The following is a 14,151-nucleotide window of genomic DNA, read 5'->3' on the forward strand; positions in this document are numbered from 1 at the left end:
CGGCCTATCTAGAAGCGGGGCTAGGATAGTGCCTATGGACTCACCAGCAACTTCGAACGGTGCGGGCTATTGGTACGTGCCCGAGCGCGAGTCCGCAGACAGCGTCGACGTGCTCAACGCCCTCCGTACCTACCGCGCCGCGGAGGCCGCCATGCGGCGCCGCACCCGTGACTCCATGCGGATGAACGAGACCGATCTGCTCGCCATCCGGTACGTCATGCAGGCCCGGCAGGCCGGCCGCAGCATCGGCCCCAAGGACCTGTCGCGCATCCTGAACATCTCCACCGCTTCCACCACCGCCCTGCTGGATCGGCTGGAGGCCCGCGGCTACCTGATGCGGCGCCCGCACCCGACCGACCGGCGGGCGCTGGAAATCCTGCCGACCGAAAACGCCGACGCCGAGGTGCGGGACACGCTCGGCCTCATGCACCGCCGCATGCTGGCCGCTGCGGAGGAACTCACGCCCCAGGAAGCGGTCATCATCACGCGCTTCCTGCAGGCGATGACCCGGGTCCTGGACGACACGGACGGGGAGCATGCGAAACCAAAGCAGTCCCACTAGCATTCATCCGTATCTGCAGGCTGGACATTTCAGGATGCTGACGGATATAAATAGTTCTCCTAGCTACTTGTTAGGGAAATGTAATAGTCGGAGGTGAAGCTCAATGTCCCTGGTACCCCAGACCCCCCTCGAGAACGATATTGCTTCTGAAGGAACCGCTGTGGCGGACGAAGCGAGCGAGTCTCTCTCCCCCCTGGTGATGGCTGCCTCCCGTGTGGAAGTCCAGCAGTGGGAACTGGACCGTGCCGAGCAGGCACTTGCAGAAGTCGTCCAGGATGCCCTCGAGGAGGGAACTGAGCCTGAAGCGGTTGCCAAGGCCGCAGGGCTGACCACCAACGACGTGGACCGGCTGCTGCATACCGGTTCGCTGCAGATCATTCCCCAGCAGTAAGACCTGTGGGCCGTCCCCGTGCAGGTGGGGGACGGCCTTTTTGGTACCCGGAACCACCCGCCCCGGACGGACGCGCCGCTCGACTCCGTCCGGCAACTTCCGAAGGAGCTTTACCGTGCGTTCTTCCGATCTGCTTCCGGACACCGCCCGCCTGGAGAAGGTAGCCAGCGGCGCTTCCTGGGCGGAGGGGCCGGCCTGGATTCCGGACCGGCGGGCGGTGCGCTTCAGCGACGTGAGCGGCAACCGCATCTTGGAATACAGCGAGCGCACCGGCGAGCTCAGCGTCTACGCCACCGAGGTCGAGTACACCAACGGCCGGGCGCTGGCGCCGGACGGATCCGTGGTCCAGTGCTCGCAGGGACGCCGGCGGATGGAACGGGACCGCGACGGCGCCGTCGAGCCCCTGGCCGACCAGTGGCACGGCCACCGCTTCAACTCGCCCAACGACGTGGTGGTGACCTCCGACGGGACCATCTGGTTCAGCGACCCCTCCTACGGCATCCTGAAAGACGGCGAGGGCTATCCCGGCGAGCTTGAGTACGGTGACCACTACGTCTTCCGGCTCGACCCGGGCACAGGCACGGTGCAGCCGGCGGTCCTCGACGTCGGAATGCCCAACGGTCTGGCCTTCTCCCCCGACGAGAGCATCCTCTACGTCTCCGACACCTCCATGGAGCTGCCCGAACGCACCCCGGCCGGTTATCCGGGCGGAGGCCACGGCATCCGCGCCTACGACGTCGGCGCGGGCCGGTGGGTGAAGAACGGGCGCCTGCTGCTCGAAATCCAGGACGGACTGGCCGACGGATTCCGGGTGGACACGAACGGGAACCTCTGGACCTCCGCAGGCAGCGCGGTGCAGGTGTTCACGCCCGACGGCGCGCTGCTGCTCACCATCCCGGTACCCGAGACGGTGGGCAACCTCTGCTTCGGCGGCGCGGACGGGCAGAGCCTGTACATCACGGCCTCCAGCAGCCTGTACCGGATCCGCACCAACGCCCGCGACGCCCGGAGCAGTTTCCTGCCCTGGTCCTAGCGGAAGCCGATCAGCTGCGGTTTCCCCCGCTGCCGCCGGCCACCTGGTAGCTCCACAGTTCAGCGCTGACCCCCACCGGACGCTGCCGGCCGGCGTCGGCCCCCTCGCCGTGGCCGTGGCCGTGCGCGAAGTTCCTGGACGCCGTCCAGGCCTGGAAGGACTCCTCGTCGCGCCAGCGGGTGACCACCAGCCAGGTGGTGCGCCCGTCGGTGGGCTGCAGCAGCTCGAAGCCCTCGAAACCGTCCTGGTTGTCCACGGCCCCGGCGCGGGCGGCGAACCTGCGGGCGAGCTCGTCGCCGGAGTCCTCGGGCACGGTGATCGCGTTGATCTTGATGATGCTCATGCCCCCATTATGGGCCTGTCCGGCGGCGGCTGCGGCTGTCCCGGGTGATCCGTGAAAGGCCCGGAGCGGGCCGCGAACACCGATAGGCTCGGGGCATGAGGACAGATTTCCGCCCGGACGAAATGTCCGGCTCCGCCTTCTACCGCCTGCTGAACTCCGTGGTGGTTCCACGTCCCATCGCCTGGGTGGCCAGCATGGATGCCGCCGGGCGCGACAACCTGGCCCCGCACTCCTTCTTCACCGTCGCGTCGGTGGAACCGCCGATGGTGGCCTTCACCTCCGTGGGCGAGAAGGACACACTGCGCAACATCCGCGCCACCGGCGAGTTCACCGTCAGCCTCGCGCCGGAGGACCTGTTCGAGCAGGTCAACGCCACGGCCACGGACTTTCCGCCCGGCACCAGCGAGTTCGACGCCGCCGGGGTGGTGCGGGAGCCCGCAGTCACCGTCGCGCCGGCCCGGGTGGCCGGCTCCCCCGCCGTGCTGGAATGCCGCCTGCACCAGGTGCTGCCGGTGGGCGACTGCTTCATGGTGATCGGCGAGGTCACCCTGGCCGCCGTCGACGACGCGGCACTGGTCGACGGACACCCCGACATCAGCCGGCTGCGCCCGCTCTCGCGCCTGGGCCGCAACGAGTGGGCCGGCGTCGGCCCGGTCCGCAGCATCAGCCGGATCCGGTCCGCGGACTGGCCCGGGCACTACACGCCGCCCGGCGGCTGATCCGGCCAGCCGGCGCCGCCCGAATTTGCTACCGTGGGATCAGGGCCGGGCGTATGCGGCCCCCGGACGAGGGATCAGTACCCGGACAGCGACAAGACTGGCCAAAGGAAATCATCATGAGCTGGCTTGTCCTGGTTCTGTCCGGGATGCTGGAGGCCGTCTGGGCCACCGCGCTGGACCGATCCGAAAACTTCCGCCGCCCCCTTCCCACCCTGCTGTTCGTCGCCTCCATCACGCTGAGCATGGCCGGCCTGGCCTGGGCGATGCAGTCCATTCCGGTGGGCACCGCCTACGCCGTCTGGGTGGGCATCGGCGCCGTGCTGACCGCCGGGTATTCCATGGCCGTCGGACGCGAGCAGGCCACCACCGCGAAGCTGCTGCTGCTGGCCGGGATCATCGGCTGCGTCATCGGCCTGAAGGCGGTGAGCTGACATGCCGTGGCTGATCCTGATTCTCAGCGCCCTGCTGGAGGCCGTCTGGGCCACCGCCCTGGCCGCCTCCGAGGGCTTTTCCCGACCGCTGCCGACCGTGGTGTTCTTCGTGGCCGCCGTCCTGTCCATGATGGGCCTGTCCCGGGCCATGCGCAGCATCCCGGTGGGCAGCGCCTACGCGGTGTGGACCGGCCTGGGCGCGGTACTGACCGCGGCGTGGGCCATGTTCACCGGCGCGGAGGCGGCCGGCGTGCTGAAGATCGTGTTCCTGGCCGGGATCATCGCCTGCGTGGCCGGTCTGCGCCTGGTGGAGGCCCGCAGCGCACCGGCGGGCGGAAAAAAGCCCTGACGGGCTGGGCAGCACCGGCTGCGGGGTGTTAACTGCTGTCCGAGAATCCCGGGCGGCAGGAGCTGCGTGATGAGCACCAGGAACAACCCGTCGTCGGTCTTCCGGCGCAAGCCGATCGACGACGTCGAGGATGAAACCGGCGGCCCCAAGCTGTTCCGCAGCCTGGGGCTGTGGCAGCTGACCGCCATCGGCGTCGGCGGGATCATCGGCATCGGTATCTTCACCCTCGCCGGGCTGGTGGCCAACGGCGGGGAGGACGCGCCCGGCGTCGGGCCCGCCGTGCTGATCTCCTTCCTCATCGCCGGCCTGGCCAGTGCCGCCGCCGCGCTGTCCTACGCCGAGTTCGCAGGCATGGTGCCGCGGGCCGGCTCCGCCTACACCTACGGCTACGTGGCCCTGGGCGAGGTCATCGGCTGGTTCATCGGCTGGGACCTGCTGCTGGAGTACACGGCGATCGTCGCGGTGGTGGCGATAGGCATCTCCGGATACTTCACCGAGTTCATGGCGGGAATCGGCATTGACGTCCCGATCTGGATGCAGGGCACCGGCGACCAGATCGAGGGCGGGCTGATGAACCTGCCGGCCATCGTCGTCTGCCTGTTCATCACCTTCATCCTCAGCCGGGGCACCCGCACATTCGGCCGGTTTGAGCTGGTGGCGGTCGGGCTTAAGGTGCTGCTGATCCTGTTCATCGTGGGACTGGGCATCTTCTACATCAACCCGGAGCACTACACCCCGTTCCTGCCCAACGGCTTCGGCCCGGTGTTTACCGGCGCCGCGACCGTGTTCTTCGCGGTCTTCGGGTATGACGCCATGAGCACCGCCGCCGAGGAGGCCAAGGAAGGCAAGAAGCACATGCCCAAGGCGATCCTGCTGTCCCTGGGCGTGGCCATGCTCCTGTACGTGCTGGCCACCCTGGTGCTCACCGGCATGCAGAACTACCGGGACATCAGCCCGACGGCGGGCTTTGCGTCCGCGTTCCAGTCGGTGGGGCTGCCCGTGATCGCCACGGTGATCTCAGCCTTCGCGGTGCTGTCCATCCTGACCGTGATGCTGACCTTCCTGCTCGGGGTGACGAGGGTGTGGTTCTCGATGAGCCGGGACGGGCTGCTGCCGGGCTGGTTTGCCGGCACCGACCGCCGCGGCACCCCGCAGCGGGTCACCTGGATCGCCGGGATCGCCTCGGCGGTGCTGGCCGGACTCTTCCCGATCCGCGCCGTCGCCGACCTGACCAACATCGGCATCCTCGCCGCCTTCGTGGTGGTGTGCGTGGCGGTGATCGTGCTGCGCTACCGGGCCCCTGAGGCGCCGCGGGAGTTCCGGCTGCCGCTGATGCCGTGGATACCGGCCTTCGGCGTGCTGGCCTCGGGCTTCCTCATGCTGCAGCTGCACTGGGAAACCTGGCTGCGGTTCGGGATCTGGCTGGTGATCGGCCTGCTGCTGTACATGTTCTACGGGCGGCGGCATTCGCTGCTGAACCCGTCCAGCCCCCGGCTGCAGCCCAGCGCGTCCCCCGACTCCGAGCCCACGGGCTAGGCCGGTGCCCGGCCCGGCGGCGCCTGCCCACCGGGGCCTTGGCGGGGCCTCGGCAGGGCGCTGCCCGGGTCAGCCCGCCGGGGCCGCCGCGCCATCCGCGGCACCTACGCGGGCGGCTCTCCTGCGGGACAGGTGCAGCAGCCCGCCGATGAGCAGGCAGACCAGATAGCCGGAGCCGACGAAGATCCAGCCGGCCAGGAAGTGTCCCGAAAGGTCAAGCAGCAGGCCCATGGCCAGCGGCCCCAGCGCGAAGCCGCTGTACATGCCCAGCGACACCACCCCGGAGGCGGCTCCCACCCGGGAGCCGGGAACCAGGCGCAGCACCCCGGCCATGACCACCACGTTCACGCCCAGCACGGTTGCCCCGTGCAGCGCGACGCCGGTCCACAGCAGGGCGGGCACCCCGGTTTCCCCCGCCGCCAGCAGCAGGCCCGCGCCGCCGACCGCGCCGAGGGCCAGGATCACCAGCAGCGTGGCGGCCGAGACGCCGCCGGCCATCCGGCGCCCCCAGAGGACCCGGGAGGCGACGCCGATGACTCCGGCCGCTGCCGCCGTCGCGCCGGCCAGCAGCAGCGGAAAGCCGAGTTCCCGCTGGGCGAACAGCGGCAGGTAGACGTTGGTGGCCTGCATGCCGGCGCCGGAGAACAGGGCGAACGCGGCCAGCAGCCACACCGCGCCCGGAAAGCGGCGGCCCGCCGCATCCGGATGTGGCCGGCTGTCCGCGGCGGGCGTGTCACGGACGGCGCCGGCGGCGGTCAGGGCGTCGGCCGACGGGGGAAGGTGCCGCCAGGCGTAGGCGAGCAGCAGGCCCAGCAGGGCGGCGGCGGCGACGGCGGCGCCGCGCCAGCCCGCGAGCAGCGCGGCGGCCGGGAAGAAGAGGCTGGAGAAGAGCTGGCTGGCCTGCACTCCCGATTGCTTGATGCCCAGCCAGCCGGGGCGGCGCTGCGGCTCGACCCGGTGGCTGATGATCCGGTTGGTCGTGGGGTTGGAGATGGCCTGCGCGGGCCCGGCCAGCACCGCTGCGGCCAGCAGCCACCAGTAGCTGCCGGAGACCGCCATGAGCAGCAGGGCCAGGGCGCTGCCGCCGAAGATGATCAGCATCTGTGCCCGGGAGCTGATCCGGTCGCTGAGCCGGCCGAGGGAGAGCGAGCACAGGGCGGCGCTGAGGAAGCAGCCCGTGGCGAGCAGGCCGAACTGCCCTTCGCTGATGCCCAGGTCCGCGATGATCAGGGTGCTGGCCGCGCTGATTCCGTAGTTCATCACCGGGCCGGCGCCCATGGCGCAGACCAGGATGAACAGCAGCCCCGGGCCTGCCTTCGCTCCCATGATGTTCCCCTCCTCGACACAGTCAGGGAACATTCTTCACCTTGGTCCCACCCGCAACGAAAAAAGGGGCTAATATTCAGCGTGGGGGCCCAGCTGGGGGGTCCGTTAGCTGGGGAGAAACGCAAGATGAGGACTGGGTCTCAGGCGGGTGCGCCCGCCACTCGACGCTCTGTGATGCTCTTCCGCCGTGCGCGCACGTGCCTGGTGCTGATCGGTGTCTTCTGGCTCTGGCTGCTCTTCGGCAGCGCCGCCTTCATCGCCACCCTGTTCGACACCCCGATGTACGCCCTGCTGGCCCTTTACGGCCTGGGCGTGCTCACCCTGATTTCCCTGCTTGCCGCGCCGGTGTGCGTGGCCTTCCTGGTCATGAACCGGGCCGGATCCACCCATCGGGTGCACCACCTCTCCGAGCTGGCCCCGGTGATCCGCATGGTGCCCCGGCGGGTGGCCGACGGCGGCACCGCCCTGTCCCAGCGCGCCGCCGCCAAGTGGCGGGACCTCGCTTCCTGACCAAGCGGCCACCATCGTCGGGTTCCTAACCGTCCGCTTCCTGACCGGACCGGGATCGGCTTTCTGACGGAATGTCAGTGCCGGCAGTCACTGTGGAGAAATGCCTGCCACCCTTGCCGCCCCGCGCACCGCCTCCGTCCCGCCCCGCACCGTTTCCGTCTCGGGCACGCCGCTTCCGGCAGCCGCCGACCCGGCCGCTGCGGGTTCCGGCCGGCCGGCGGGCCGGGTGACGCATGCGCCGTACCGCCGTGAACCGTATATCCGGGCGCGTCCCGTCCCGGGGGTGACGGTGGACGGCAAGGCGGTCGCCTGGACCCGCACGCACGTGCTGCTGCATTGGATTGACGACGACGGCCAGGCCCACAACCGGTGGCTGGCGGCTGCCCTGGTGCGGCGGATCCAGCGCAGTGACTCCGCCTGGCAGGATCCGTACGACGACCACGCCTTCTATCTGGGCACGGCGCAGGCTGCCTGAGTTCCCCCGCATCGCCCATGCCGCGGGCCCGCTGCCCCTCGGGCCCGGATTCACCGGCCCGCGGCGGGCGGCCCGCCGCCGCCCTTGACACCCCCGGTCGTCATGGCCGCAGATAGGGGCAGGGCCCGCGCGGGCCGGCGTCGGGAGGTGCCGTGGACTTTCAGTACTTCATCGAGGACGTCGGCGCGCTGATGGACCTGGCCGGGGTGGCGGCGATCGTCGTCGGTGCCCTCCTCTCCGGGGCCGTGGTCATCCGCTCCCTGCTGCGCGGCGAGCGCACCGGGCTGTACGAGGACTTCCGACGCCGGCTGGGCCGCTCCATCCTGCTCGGCCTGGAGTTGCTGGTGGCCGCGGATATCATCCGCACCGTAGCCATCACGCCCACCTTCGAGTCCCTGGGTGTACTGGCGGTGATCGTCCTGATCCGGACCTTCCTCAGCTATTCACTGCAGCTGGAGGTCACCGGGCGCTGGCCGTGGCAGGTGCGTGACCAGCTGCAGCCTGCTGCAGGGAACGGGTCCGGGCGGCATCGCGGAAGGCGGTGACCAGCACGGCAACGGTGAGGCCGAGGGCCGCGATACCCAGGGGATTGGCCAGCCCCGCGGAGATCCCGACATACTCGTCCCCCGCCAGCCGGGACAGCACCGAGCCGTGCACCCCGACTCCGTCGCCGAAGTCCGGCAGCAGGAAACCGACCCCCGCCGCCGCAGCATACTGGCCCAGCAGCAGCAGTGAGGTGCGCCGCGGGGCCCCGAACGGACGGTAGGCGGCTGCGTTGGCGGTGATCCTGGCCGCCGCCAACAGCATCACCACGGCCAGCAGCGGACCGGCGGTGAAGGCCAGCGCGTGGGAGAGCCAGCCCGCCGGGCCGAACCACGTCCGCCCCAGGCACACCCACACCGGAACCAGCAGGGCCATCGGCAGGCTGGAGCCCGCCATGACCGCATCGAAGGCGGAGCGGCGGCGCGGCAGCGGCGGAGTCGGAACGGAGGCGGCCATGCCTTTACTTTAGGCGGAGTACTTTAGGCGGAGCCCCGCACCCTTCCGGCCGACGTCGGCCGGTCGGAGGAATCAGGGTTGTTCTCAGGGTTGGCCCTGATGTCCCAAGCCCTTCCGGTTCGGAGAATGGAGGTACAGCCTCCCGGCCGGACGCAGTTGGGCGTCCGCCCCGCCACCGGTCATCCGATGGTCGGACACGCCGGGTGGAATGTCAGCTCCTGGCATGATGCGCGGCCGGAACGGGCATCCTAGGCTGAAACCGATCGGCCTGCCGGGCCTCACGCGAACGGGGTCCCGGCAGGCCGCCGCACTGACAACAGGCAGCACCATGAGTTCATCAGAGAGGCCGATCCGCCATGCCGGTCGAGTACCTGCTGTTCATGCCCCTGGCTATTCTCGGCGCTGTGCTGGTCATCGTCCTGGCCGCCGCGGCGCTCGTCAGCCTGGTGCGGGCCGTGTGCCTTCCGCTGCCGGCGCGGGTGGCCTGGGGGACGGCGATTGTGGTGCTGCCGCTGCTTGGGCCGCTGGCGTGGCTGGGCTTCAGCCAGTTCCGTGACCGGCGCACCGGCACCGAGGCCGCATCCCCGGCCCCCGCTGCCGAGACCCGCAAGGAAGCGCGCCCGGATACTGAACGCCGCCCCTCTGTCACGAAGACGGAGGGATGCGCTGCCGCCCAGGATGCCATGCCCTGAGCGGGAGACGTTCAGGCTCCTGCGGCCGCCGTCGCCGTGCCCGGGGCGGACACGGCCTTCGCGTTGGCCAGCACCGGCAGGTGGGAACGCACCTGCGCCACCTGCGCCAGGTCCAGGTCCACCGTGAGCAGGCCCGGTTTGGCGCCCAGTTCGCCCAGCGGCACCCCGAGCGGTGAGACGGCCAGGCTGTGCCCGACGCCGAGCGGCGCCTTGCTGCGTACCTCGCCGCCCGCCGCGGCGGGGTCGGCCTGGTCCACGGCCAGGACGAAGGAGGTGCTGTCCAGCGCCCGGGCCCGGGCCAGCAGCGTCCACTGGTCCGCCTTCCCCTCCCCCGCGCCCCAGGACGCGCAGACGATGTTCACGTCCGCCCCGGCGGCGGCGTTGGCCGTGAACAGTGCCGGGAAGCGGATGTCGTAACAGATGGCCAGGCCGAAGGTGACGCCGTCGAGGGTGAAGGTCACGGGACGGTCGCCGGGTGCCACCGTGTCGGACTCGGCGAAGCCGAACGCATCGAACAGGTGGATCTTGTCGTAGGCGGCCTCCACTCCGGGCCCGGTGACGAGGGCGGTGTTGCGCACCCTGCCGTCCGTGCCGGGCGTGAACATGCCGACCATGATCACGATGTCCAGTTCCTGGGCCATGTCCCGCACGGCCGTGGCCCAGGGCCCGTCCAGCGGCTCGGCCACCGGTTTCAACGGATTGCCGAAGGCGCACATGGTGGCCTCCGGAAAGACCACCAGCCGGGCGCCGGCGGCCCGGGCTTCTTCGGCACGGGTACGGATGACGGCCAGGTTCGCGGCGGGGTCCGCAGTGCTGTTGATCTGCGCCAGGGACACCCGGATGGTTGGGCTGCTCATAGCGCCAGCCTAGCCACAACCGCGGATCAGCGCCGCTCCGTCCCGGTTGCCGGCCCCGTGTTCGGCAACCCGAAACCGCGTGCTAGCTTGGCTCCCATGCCGCGCCGGACCGGGTTGCCGCCGTCGCCCGCTTCCTCCGCGGGCCATCCCCGGACGCCGCGGCTGCCCTGGCTGCTGGGCCCCGCCCTCGTGGCGGGCGTGGCCTATCTCGACCCCGGAAACGTGGCGAGCAACATGACTGCCGGTGCGCGCTACGGGTACCTGCTGGCCTGGGTGGTGGTGGCGGCCAACGTGATGGCCTGGCTGGTGCAGTACCTGTCCGCGAAGCTCGGGCTGGTGACCGGCCGGTCGCTTCCGGAGCTGCTGGGACGGCGGATCGGACGGCGGACGGCCCGCAGGCTGTACTGGCTTCAGGCGGAGCTCGTCGCGATGGCCACCGACGTCGCCGAGGTGATCGGCGGGGCCGTCGCCCTCTGGCTGCTGTTCGATCTGCCGCTGCTGCTCGGCGGGCTGATCACCGGCGCCGTGTCCATGGCCGTGCTGGCCCTGCAGAAACGCGGGCACCGCGGCTTCGAATACGTGATCGTGTCGATGATGGTGATCATTGCCGTGGGCTTCTCTGCCGGGGTGGTGATTTCTCCGCCCGACGCCGGTGCCCTCGCCGGCGGGCTGGTGCCCCGGTTCGACGGCGCCGACTCGGTGCTGCTCGCTGCGTCGATCCTCGGTGCCACGGTGATGCCGCACGCTATCTACGCCCATTCCGCGCTGGCGCGGGACCGGTTTCCGGTCCGGACCGCCGGGCTGAACACCGGTACCCTGCTGCGGGCCACCCGGTGGGATGTAACCGTCGCGCTGACCGTCGCCGGTTCCGTGAACCTGGCGATCCTGCTGCTGGCCGCGGCCTCGCTGCAGGGTACGGCCGGCACCGACTCCCTGGAGGGGGCGTATGCGGCGATCGAGGGGACGCTCGGCGCCGTCGTCGCCACCCTGTTTGCGGTGGGACTGCTGGCCTCCGGACTGGCGTCCACGTCGGTGGGCGCCTATGCGGGAGCCGAAATCATGGCCGGGTTGCTGAAGATCAGGATCCCGCTGCTGACCCGTCGGCTGGTGACGCTGCTGCCGGCCCTGGCGATCCTTGCGCTGGGACTGGATCCGACCCGGTCGCTGATCCTGAGCCAGGTGGTGCTCAGCTTCGGAATTCCGTTCGCCCTGGTGCCGCTGGTCTGGCTGACCGCCCGCCCCGGCCTGATGGGCGCCTACCGTAACCGCTGGTGGACCACGGCGCTCGGGGTCCTGGTGGCGGCGCTGCTGATCGGACTGAACACCCTGTTGCTGGTGCTCACGTTCACGGGCGCGGGATGAGGCCAGCTGACCGGCACGGACCTCATCCCGCGCCTGCAGTCAGCCAGCAGCCGGCCCGGCGTCGTCCCCCGACCGGCCGTGCTTCAGGCCGGTGGGCAGCCCCAGCTGCGCTGGTCCGGGCGCACAGCAGCCGCCCTCCGCCGCGGAGGCGGGCGCGGGGTCGGTGGAGCATACTCCGGTCTCCGGCAGGTCCAGATGGACCTCGTCGGCGGCGGCCGAATCGCCGGCCAGCTCCGCGGCGATGGAGCGGACCTGTTCGTATCCGGTGGCCAGCAGGAAGGTGGGGGCCCGACCGTATGACTTGGCCCCGGCAATGTAGAAATCCCGCTCCAGGTGGGACAGGACCCGGGCCCCGTGCGGCGGAACGGTGCCGCAGCTGTGGAATTCGGGATCGATCATCGGTCCGAGCCGGCTGGGCGCCTCCACCACCGGGTCCAGGTCCAGCCGGATCTCCCGCAGCCATGAATGGTCCGGCCGGAACCCGGTGGCGGGCACCAGCACGTCCACCTCGAACTGTTCCTCACCGCCCGCGCTGCGCCCGCTGACCAGCAGCGTGTCGGCGGCTTTGAAGCCCGTCACGGTGAAACCGGTGTGCAGCTCGATGCGCCCGGACTCCACCAAGGCCTTCAACCGCTGCCCGAGGGCACCGCGGGCCGGCAGGCCGTCCTGGTCGCCGCCGCCGAAGAGCCTGGCGGTGCCGGTGCCGCGCACGGCCCAGCTGATCCGGCCGCCGTCGCTGTCGGCCAGCTCGGCCAGGGCGAGCAGGGTGTTTGCCGCGGAGTGGCCGGAGCCGGTGACCAGCACCCGGCGGCCGGCGAACCGGTCGCGCTCCGCGCCCAGGACGTCCGGCAGCGGCCCGGACACCAGGCCCATCGCACGGGCTTCGGCTTCGCCCGGGGCGGGCAGGCCGGACCCCCCGGCCGGATTCGGGGTGTGCCAGGTGCCGCTGGCATCGATTACCCCGCCGGCCAGGTGTTCGGCGTCGATGCCGCGGCTGTCCACCGTGCGGATGAGGAACGGGCGCTGCTCGCGGTCCGCGGATTGGGTGCGGTCCAGGCCCAGCCGGGCTACTGCGGTCACCCGGGTATTCAGCTTCAGCGCCGTGGCGAGCGGTGCCAGCCGGGCCAGCGGCGCCAGGTAGCGGTCCACCAGTTCGGCGCCGGCGGGTGTCACGTCCGGGTCCGGCGCCTGCCAGCCCGAGGCCTCCAGCAGCCGGCGGGCGGCGGCGTCGATGTTGTACCGCCAAGGCGAGAACAGCCGGATGTGCCCCCAGGACTGCACCGCCGCGGCGGGTTCCGGGCCGGCCTCAAAGATCAGGGGCCGCAGGCCGCGCTCGATCAGGTGCGCGGCCGCAGCCAGGCCCACGGGCCCGGCTCCGATCACGGCCACGGGCAGTTCCTGCGCCGTCGTGGCGGGTGCCGCTGGTTCCATCGGTTCTCCATGCGTTGTTCGGGTAGGTGGGTGTTGATCGGGTAATTGCGGCATGGCATCACTGCCAAGGCCAGCGGAAGGCTATACGGAGCCGCCGTCCTGCCGGGCGGGTATTCCGGCGGGAGCCAGCTCCGCCAGCAGTGTCTGCACACGGTGCCGGATCTCGTCGCGGATGGGCCGTACTGCTGCCAGCCCCTGGCCGGCAGGGTCCGCGAGCTGCCAATCCTCGTAGCGCTTGCCGGGGAACACGGGGCAGGTGTCCCCGCAGCCCATGGTGACGACGACGTCGGACGCCTGCACCGCGGCGGTGGTGAGCACCTTGGGCAGCTCAGTCGAGATGTCGATGCCTTCCTCGGCCATGGCCTGCACGGCGGCCGGATTGACGGCCTCCGCCGGGGCTGATCCGGCGGAGCGGACCTCCACGAGCCCGCCGCTCAGGGCGGTCAGGTAGGCGGCGGCCATCTGGGAGCGGCCGGCGTTGTGGATGCAGACGAACAGGACACTGGGCCGGACAGTCACGGGGTTTCCTTTCAGAAGCGGCGGCCGGGGCCGGATGCGACACGGACGGGCACCGACGACGGCGCCGGAGGAGAGTTGACGGCGGCACTGCCCATCCCGGTTCCTATCTATCGACGACGGTCTATGGGTTGATCTTTGTTCAACACATCGACAAGTGTCAATATGAGTCCATAATGGATGCCATGACCGCTATCAGCCCCGCTCCGGAACGGCCTGCCTCCGGGCCTCCCCCCATCGGGCTGCCCCTGGGTCCGCCGCTGCAGGAGGAGGACGCCGTCCGCCTCGCCCACGTGCTCAAGGCGGTGGCGGATCCGACCCGGCTGCGGCTGCTCTCGATCATCCGCCGGCAGCCCGACGGGGAAGCCTGCGTCTGCGACCTGACGGAACCGGTCCGGCTCAGCCAGCCCACGGTGTCGCACCACCTGAAGATCCTGGTGGAGGCCGGCCTCCTCGCCCGCGAGAAGCGCGGCGTCTGGGCCTACTATTCGGTGGTGCCCGGGTCGCTTGAGGAGCTGGCCGACAGCTTCGAGCTGGGCCGGTAGGCTGTTTTTCCCATGGTCCGTCCCCGACGCCGCCGCGGTGTGCCGCGTGCCGGAAGCGGCGGCACATAGGATGC

The 14,151-nt window shown here is 70.6% G+C and carries 19 protein-coding genes and 1 riboswitch; of the genes, 13 read left to right on the forward strand and 6 right to left on the reverse strand.

Features of this window, described 5'->3' with window-relative positions:
• Positions 1 to 34 precede the first annotated feature (34 nt).
• The 3 genes from AC5RUW_RS01510 (at position 35) to AC5RUW_RS01520 (ending at position 1,986) form a co-directional block, all read left to right on the forward strand.
• Positions 35 to 562: a MarR family winged helix-turn-helix transcriptional regulator gene (locus tag AC5RUW_RS01510; protein ID WP_494159061.1), complete on the forward strand. Its 528-nt coding sequence runs from the start codon at positions 35 to 37 to the stop codon at positions 560 to 562.
• 160 nt (positions 563 to 722) lie between these two features.
• Positions 723 to 953, forward strand: coding sequence for a hypothetical protein (locus AC5RUW_RS01515; protein WP_494159062.1), 231 nt, complete (start codon positions 723 to 725; stop codon positions 951 to 953).
• Between the two features lie 115 nt (positions 954 to 1,068).
• Positions 1,069 to 1,986: an SMP-30/gluconolactonase/LRE family protein gene (locus AC5RUW_RS01520; protein WP_494159063.1), complete on the forward strand. Its 918-nt coding sequence runs from the start codon at positions 1,069 to 1,071 to the stop codon at positions 1,984 to 1,986.
• A 10-nt stretch (positions 1,987 to 1,996) separates the two neighbouring features.
• On the opposite strand, the gene AC5RUW_RS01525 is transcribed toward AC5RUW_RS01520, so the two are convergent.
• The gene (locus tag AC5RUW_RS01525; protein WP_494159064.1) at positions 1,997 to 2,329 is read right to left on the reverse strand and encodes an antibiotic biosynthesis monooxygenase family protein; all 333 of its coding nucleotides are present in this window, start codon (positions 2,327 to 2,329) and stop codon (positions 1,997 to 1,999) included.
• 95 nt (positions 2,330 to 2,424) lie between these two features.
• Between AC5RUW_RS01525 and AC5RUW_RS01530 the strand changes: the two genes are divergently transcribed.
• The 4 genes from AC5RUW_RS01530 to AC5RUW_RS01545 all read left to right on the forward strand — a co-directional run bounded on the left by AC5RUW_RS01530 (position 2,425) and on the right by AC5RUW_RS01545 (position 5,364).
• Complete coding sequence (locus AC5RUW_RS01530) at positions 2,425 to 3,048, forward strand: flavin reductase family protein (RefSeq protein WP_494159065.1); 624 nt, start codon at positions 2,425 to 2,427, stop codon at positions 3,046 to 3,048.
• A gap of 39 nt (positions 3,049 to 3,087) precedes the next feature.
• Positions 3,088 to 3,154: riboswitch (guanidine-III (ykkC-III) riboswitch) on the forward strand.
• 10 nt (positions 3,155 to 3,164) lie between these two features.
• Entirely contained in the window at positions 3,165 to 3,479 is a 315-nt protein-coding gene (locus AC5RUW_RS01535) for a DMT family transporter (RefSeq protein WP_494159066.1), read from the forward strand.
• A 1-nt stretch (position 3,480) separates the two neighbouring features.
• A complete protein-coding gene (locus AC5RUW_RS01540) occupies positions 3,481 to 3,828 on the forward strand; it encodes a DMT family transporter (protein WP_494159067.1) in 348 nt (115 codons plus the stop codon).
• Positions 3,829 to 3,897: 69 nt separating this feature from the next.
• Complete coding sequence (locus AC5RUW_RS01545) at positions 3,898 to 5,364, forward strand: amino acid permease (RefSeq protein ID WP_494159068.1); 1,467 nt, start codon at positions 3,898 to 3,900, stop codon at positions 5,362 to 5,364.
• A gap of 69 nt (positions 5,365 to 5,433) precedes the next feature.
• On the opposite strand, the gene AC5RUW_RS01550 is transcribed toward AC5RUW_RS01545, so the two are convergent.
• Positions 5,434 to 6,690, reverse strand: coding sequence for an MFS transporter (locus AC5RUW_RS01550; protein WP_494159069.1), 1,257 nt, complete (start codon positions 6,688 to 6,690; stop codon positions 5,434 to 5,436).
• 174 nt (positions 6,691 to 6,864) lie between these two features.
• Between AC5RUW_RS01550 and AC5RUW_RS01555 the strand changes: the two genes are divergently transcribed.
• The 3 genes from AC5RUW_RS01555 to AC5RUW_RS01565 all read left to right on the forward strand — a co-directional run bounded on the left by AC5RUW_RS01555 (position 6,865) and on the right by AC5RUW_RS01565 (position 8,220).
• A complete protein-coding gene (locus AC5RUW_RS01555; RefSeq protein ID WP_494159070.1) occupies positions 6,865 to 7,200 on the forward strand; it encodes a hypothetical protein in 336 nt (111 codons plus the stop codon).
• 100 nt (positions 7,201 to 7,300) lie between these two features.
• Positions 7,301 to 7,675 (forward strand): hypothetical protein, encoded by a 375-nt coding sequence (locus AC5RUW_RS01560; RefSeq protein ID WP_494159071.1) that lies wholly within the window; start codon positions 7,301 to 7,303, stop codon positions 7,673 to 7,675.
• A gap of 152 nt (positions 7,676 to 7,827) precedes the next feature.
• Positions 7,828 to 8,220 carry a DUF1622 domain-containing protein gene (locus AC5RUW_RS01565; protein WP_494159072.1) on the forward strand — a complete coding sequence of 131 codons (393 nt, stop codon included), beginning with the start codon at positions 7,828 to 7,830 and terminating at the stop codon, positions 8,218 to 8,220.
• On the opposite strand, the gene AC5RUW_RS01570 is transcribed toward AC5RUW_RS01565, so the two are convergent.
• The gene (locus AC5RUW_RS01570) at positions 8,135 to 8,674 is read right to left on the reverse strand and encodes a hypothetical protein (protein WP_494159073.1); all 540 of its coding nucleotides are present in this window, start codon (positions 8,672 to 8,674) and stop codon (positions 8,135 to 8,137) included. The genes AC5RUW_RS01565 and AC5RUW_RS01570 overlap by 86 nt on opposite strands.
• Positions 8,675 to 9,030: 356 nt before the next feature.
• Here AC5RUW_RS01570 and AC5RUW_RS01575 point away from each other — a divergent pair, with 356 nt between their 5' ends.
• Complete coding sequence (locus AC5RUW_RS01575; RefSeq protein WP_494159074.1) at positions 9,031 to 9,366, forward strand: hypothetical protein; 336 nt, start codon at positions 9,031 to 9,033, stop codon at positions 9,364 to 9,366.
• Positions 9,367 to 9,377: 11 nt separating this feature from the next.
• Here AC5RUW_RS01575 and AC5RUW_RS01580 read toward each other — a convergent pair whose 3' ends face one another.
• On the reverse strand, positions 9,378 to 10,208 hold the full coding sequence (locus tag AC5RUW_RS01580) for a carbon-nitrogen hydrolase family protein (RefSeq protein ID WP_494159544.1): 831 nt from the start codon (positions 10,206 to 10,208) through the stop codon (positions 9,378 to 9,380).
• Positions 10,209 to 10,319: 111 nt separating this feature from the next.
• Here AC5RUW_RS01580 and AC5RUW_RS01585 point away from each other — a divergent pair, with 111 nt between their 5' ends.
• Positions 10,320 to 11,585: an Nramp family divalent metal transporter gene (locus AC5RUW_RS01585; RefSeq protein WP_494159075.1), complete on the forward strand. Its 1,266-nt coding sequence runs from the start codon at positions 10,320 to 10,322 to the stop codon at positions 11,583 to 11,585.
• Between the two features lie 39 nt (positions 11,586 to 11,624).
• On the opposite strand, the gene AC5RUW_RS01590 is transcribed toward AC5RUW_RS01585, so the two are convergent.
• Entirely contained in the window at positions 11,625 to 13,016 is a 1,392-nt protein-coding gene (locus AC5RUW_RS01590) for an FAD-dependent oxidoreductase (RefSeq protein WP_494159076.1), read from the reverse strand.
• Between the two features lie 81 nt (positions 13,017 to 13,097).
• Entirely contained in the window at positions 13,098 to 13,535 is a 438-nt protein-coding gene (locus tag AC5RUW_RS01595) for an arsenate reductase ArsC (protein ID WP_494159077.1), read from the reverse strand.
• Between the two features lie 182 nt (positions 13,536 to 13,717).
• On the opposite strand from AC5RUW_RS01595, the gene AC5RUW_RS01600 reads away from it, so the two are divergent.
• Positions 13,718 to 14,077 carry an ArsR/SmtB family transcription factor gene (locus tag AC5RUW_RS01600; RefSeq protein ID WP_494159078.1) on the forward strand — a complete coding sequence of 120 codons (360 nt, stop codon included), beginning with the start codon at positions 13,718 to 13,720 and terminating at the stop codon, positions 14,075 to 14,077.
• Positions 14,078 to 14,151 lie beyond the last annotated feature (74 nt).

This window comes from Arthrobacter sp. Y3222053 (assembly GCF_059092805.1).

Bases quoted from the DNA above. Each gene is read 5' to 3' on its own strand.
- AC5RUW_RS01510 (WP_494159061.1), top strand. From the start codon at position 35: ATGGACTCACCAGCAACTTCGAACGGTGCGGGCTATTGGTACGTGCCC.
- AC5RUW_RS01525 (WP_494159064.1), bottom strand. From the start codon at position 2,329: ATGAGCATCATCAAGATCAACGCGATCACCGTGCCCGAGGACTCCGGC.
- AC5RUW_RS01530 (WP_494159065.1), top strand. From the start codon at position 2,425: ATGAGGACAGATTTCCGCCCGGACGAAATGTCCGGCTCCGCCTTCTAC.
- AC5RUW_RS01535 (WP_494159066.1), top strand. From the start codon at position 3,165: ATGAGCTGGCTTGTCCTGGTTCTGTCCGGGATGCTGGAGGCCGTCTGG.
- AC5RUW_RS01540 (WP_494159067.1), top strand. From the start codon at position 3,481: ATGCCGTGGCTGATCCTGATTCTCAGCGCCCTGCTGGAGGCCGTCTGG.
- AC5RUW_RS01545 (WP_494159068.1), top strand. From the start codon at position 3,898: ATGAGCACCAGGAACAACCCGTCGTCGGTCTTCCGGCGCAAGCCGATC.
- AC5RUW_RS01550 (WP_494159069.1), bottom strand. From the start codon at position 6,690: ATGGGAGCGAAGGCAGGCCCGGGGCTGCTGTTCATCCTGGTCTGCGCC.
- AC5RUW_RS01555 (WP_494159070.1), top strand. From the start codon at position 6,865: ATGCTCTTCCGCCGTGCGCGCACGTGCCTGGTGCTGATCGGTGTCTTC.
- AC5RUW_RS01560 (WP_494159071.1), top strand. From the start codon at position 7,301: ATGCCTGCCACCCTTGCCGCCCCGCGCACCGCCTCCGTCCCGCCCCGC.
- AC5RUW_RS01570 (WP_494159073.1), bottom strand. From the start codon at position 8,674: ATGGCCGCCTCCGTTCCGACTCCGCCGCTGCCGCGCCGCCGCTCCGCC.
- AC5RUW_RS01575 (WP_494159074.1), top strand. From the start codon at position 9,031: ATGCCGGTCGAGTACCTGCTGTTCATGCCCCTGGCTATTCTCGGCGCT.
- AC5RUW_RS01585 (WP_494159075.1), top strand. From the start codon at position 10,320: ATGCCGCGCCGGACCGGGTTGCCGCCGTCGCCCGCTTCCTCCGCGGGC.
- AC5RUW_RS01590 (WP_494159076.1), bottom strand. From the start codon at position 13,016: ATGGAACCAGCGGCACCCGCCACGACGGCGCAGGAACTGCCCGTGGCC.
- AC5RUW_RS01600 (WP_494159078.1), top strand. From the start codon at position 13,718: ATGACCGCTATCAGCCCCGCTCCGGAACGGCCTGCCTCCGGGCCTCCC.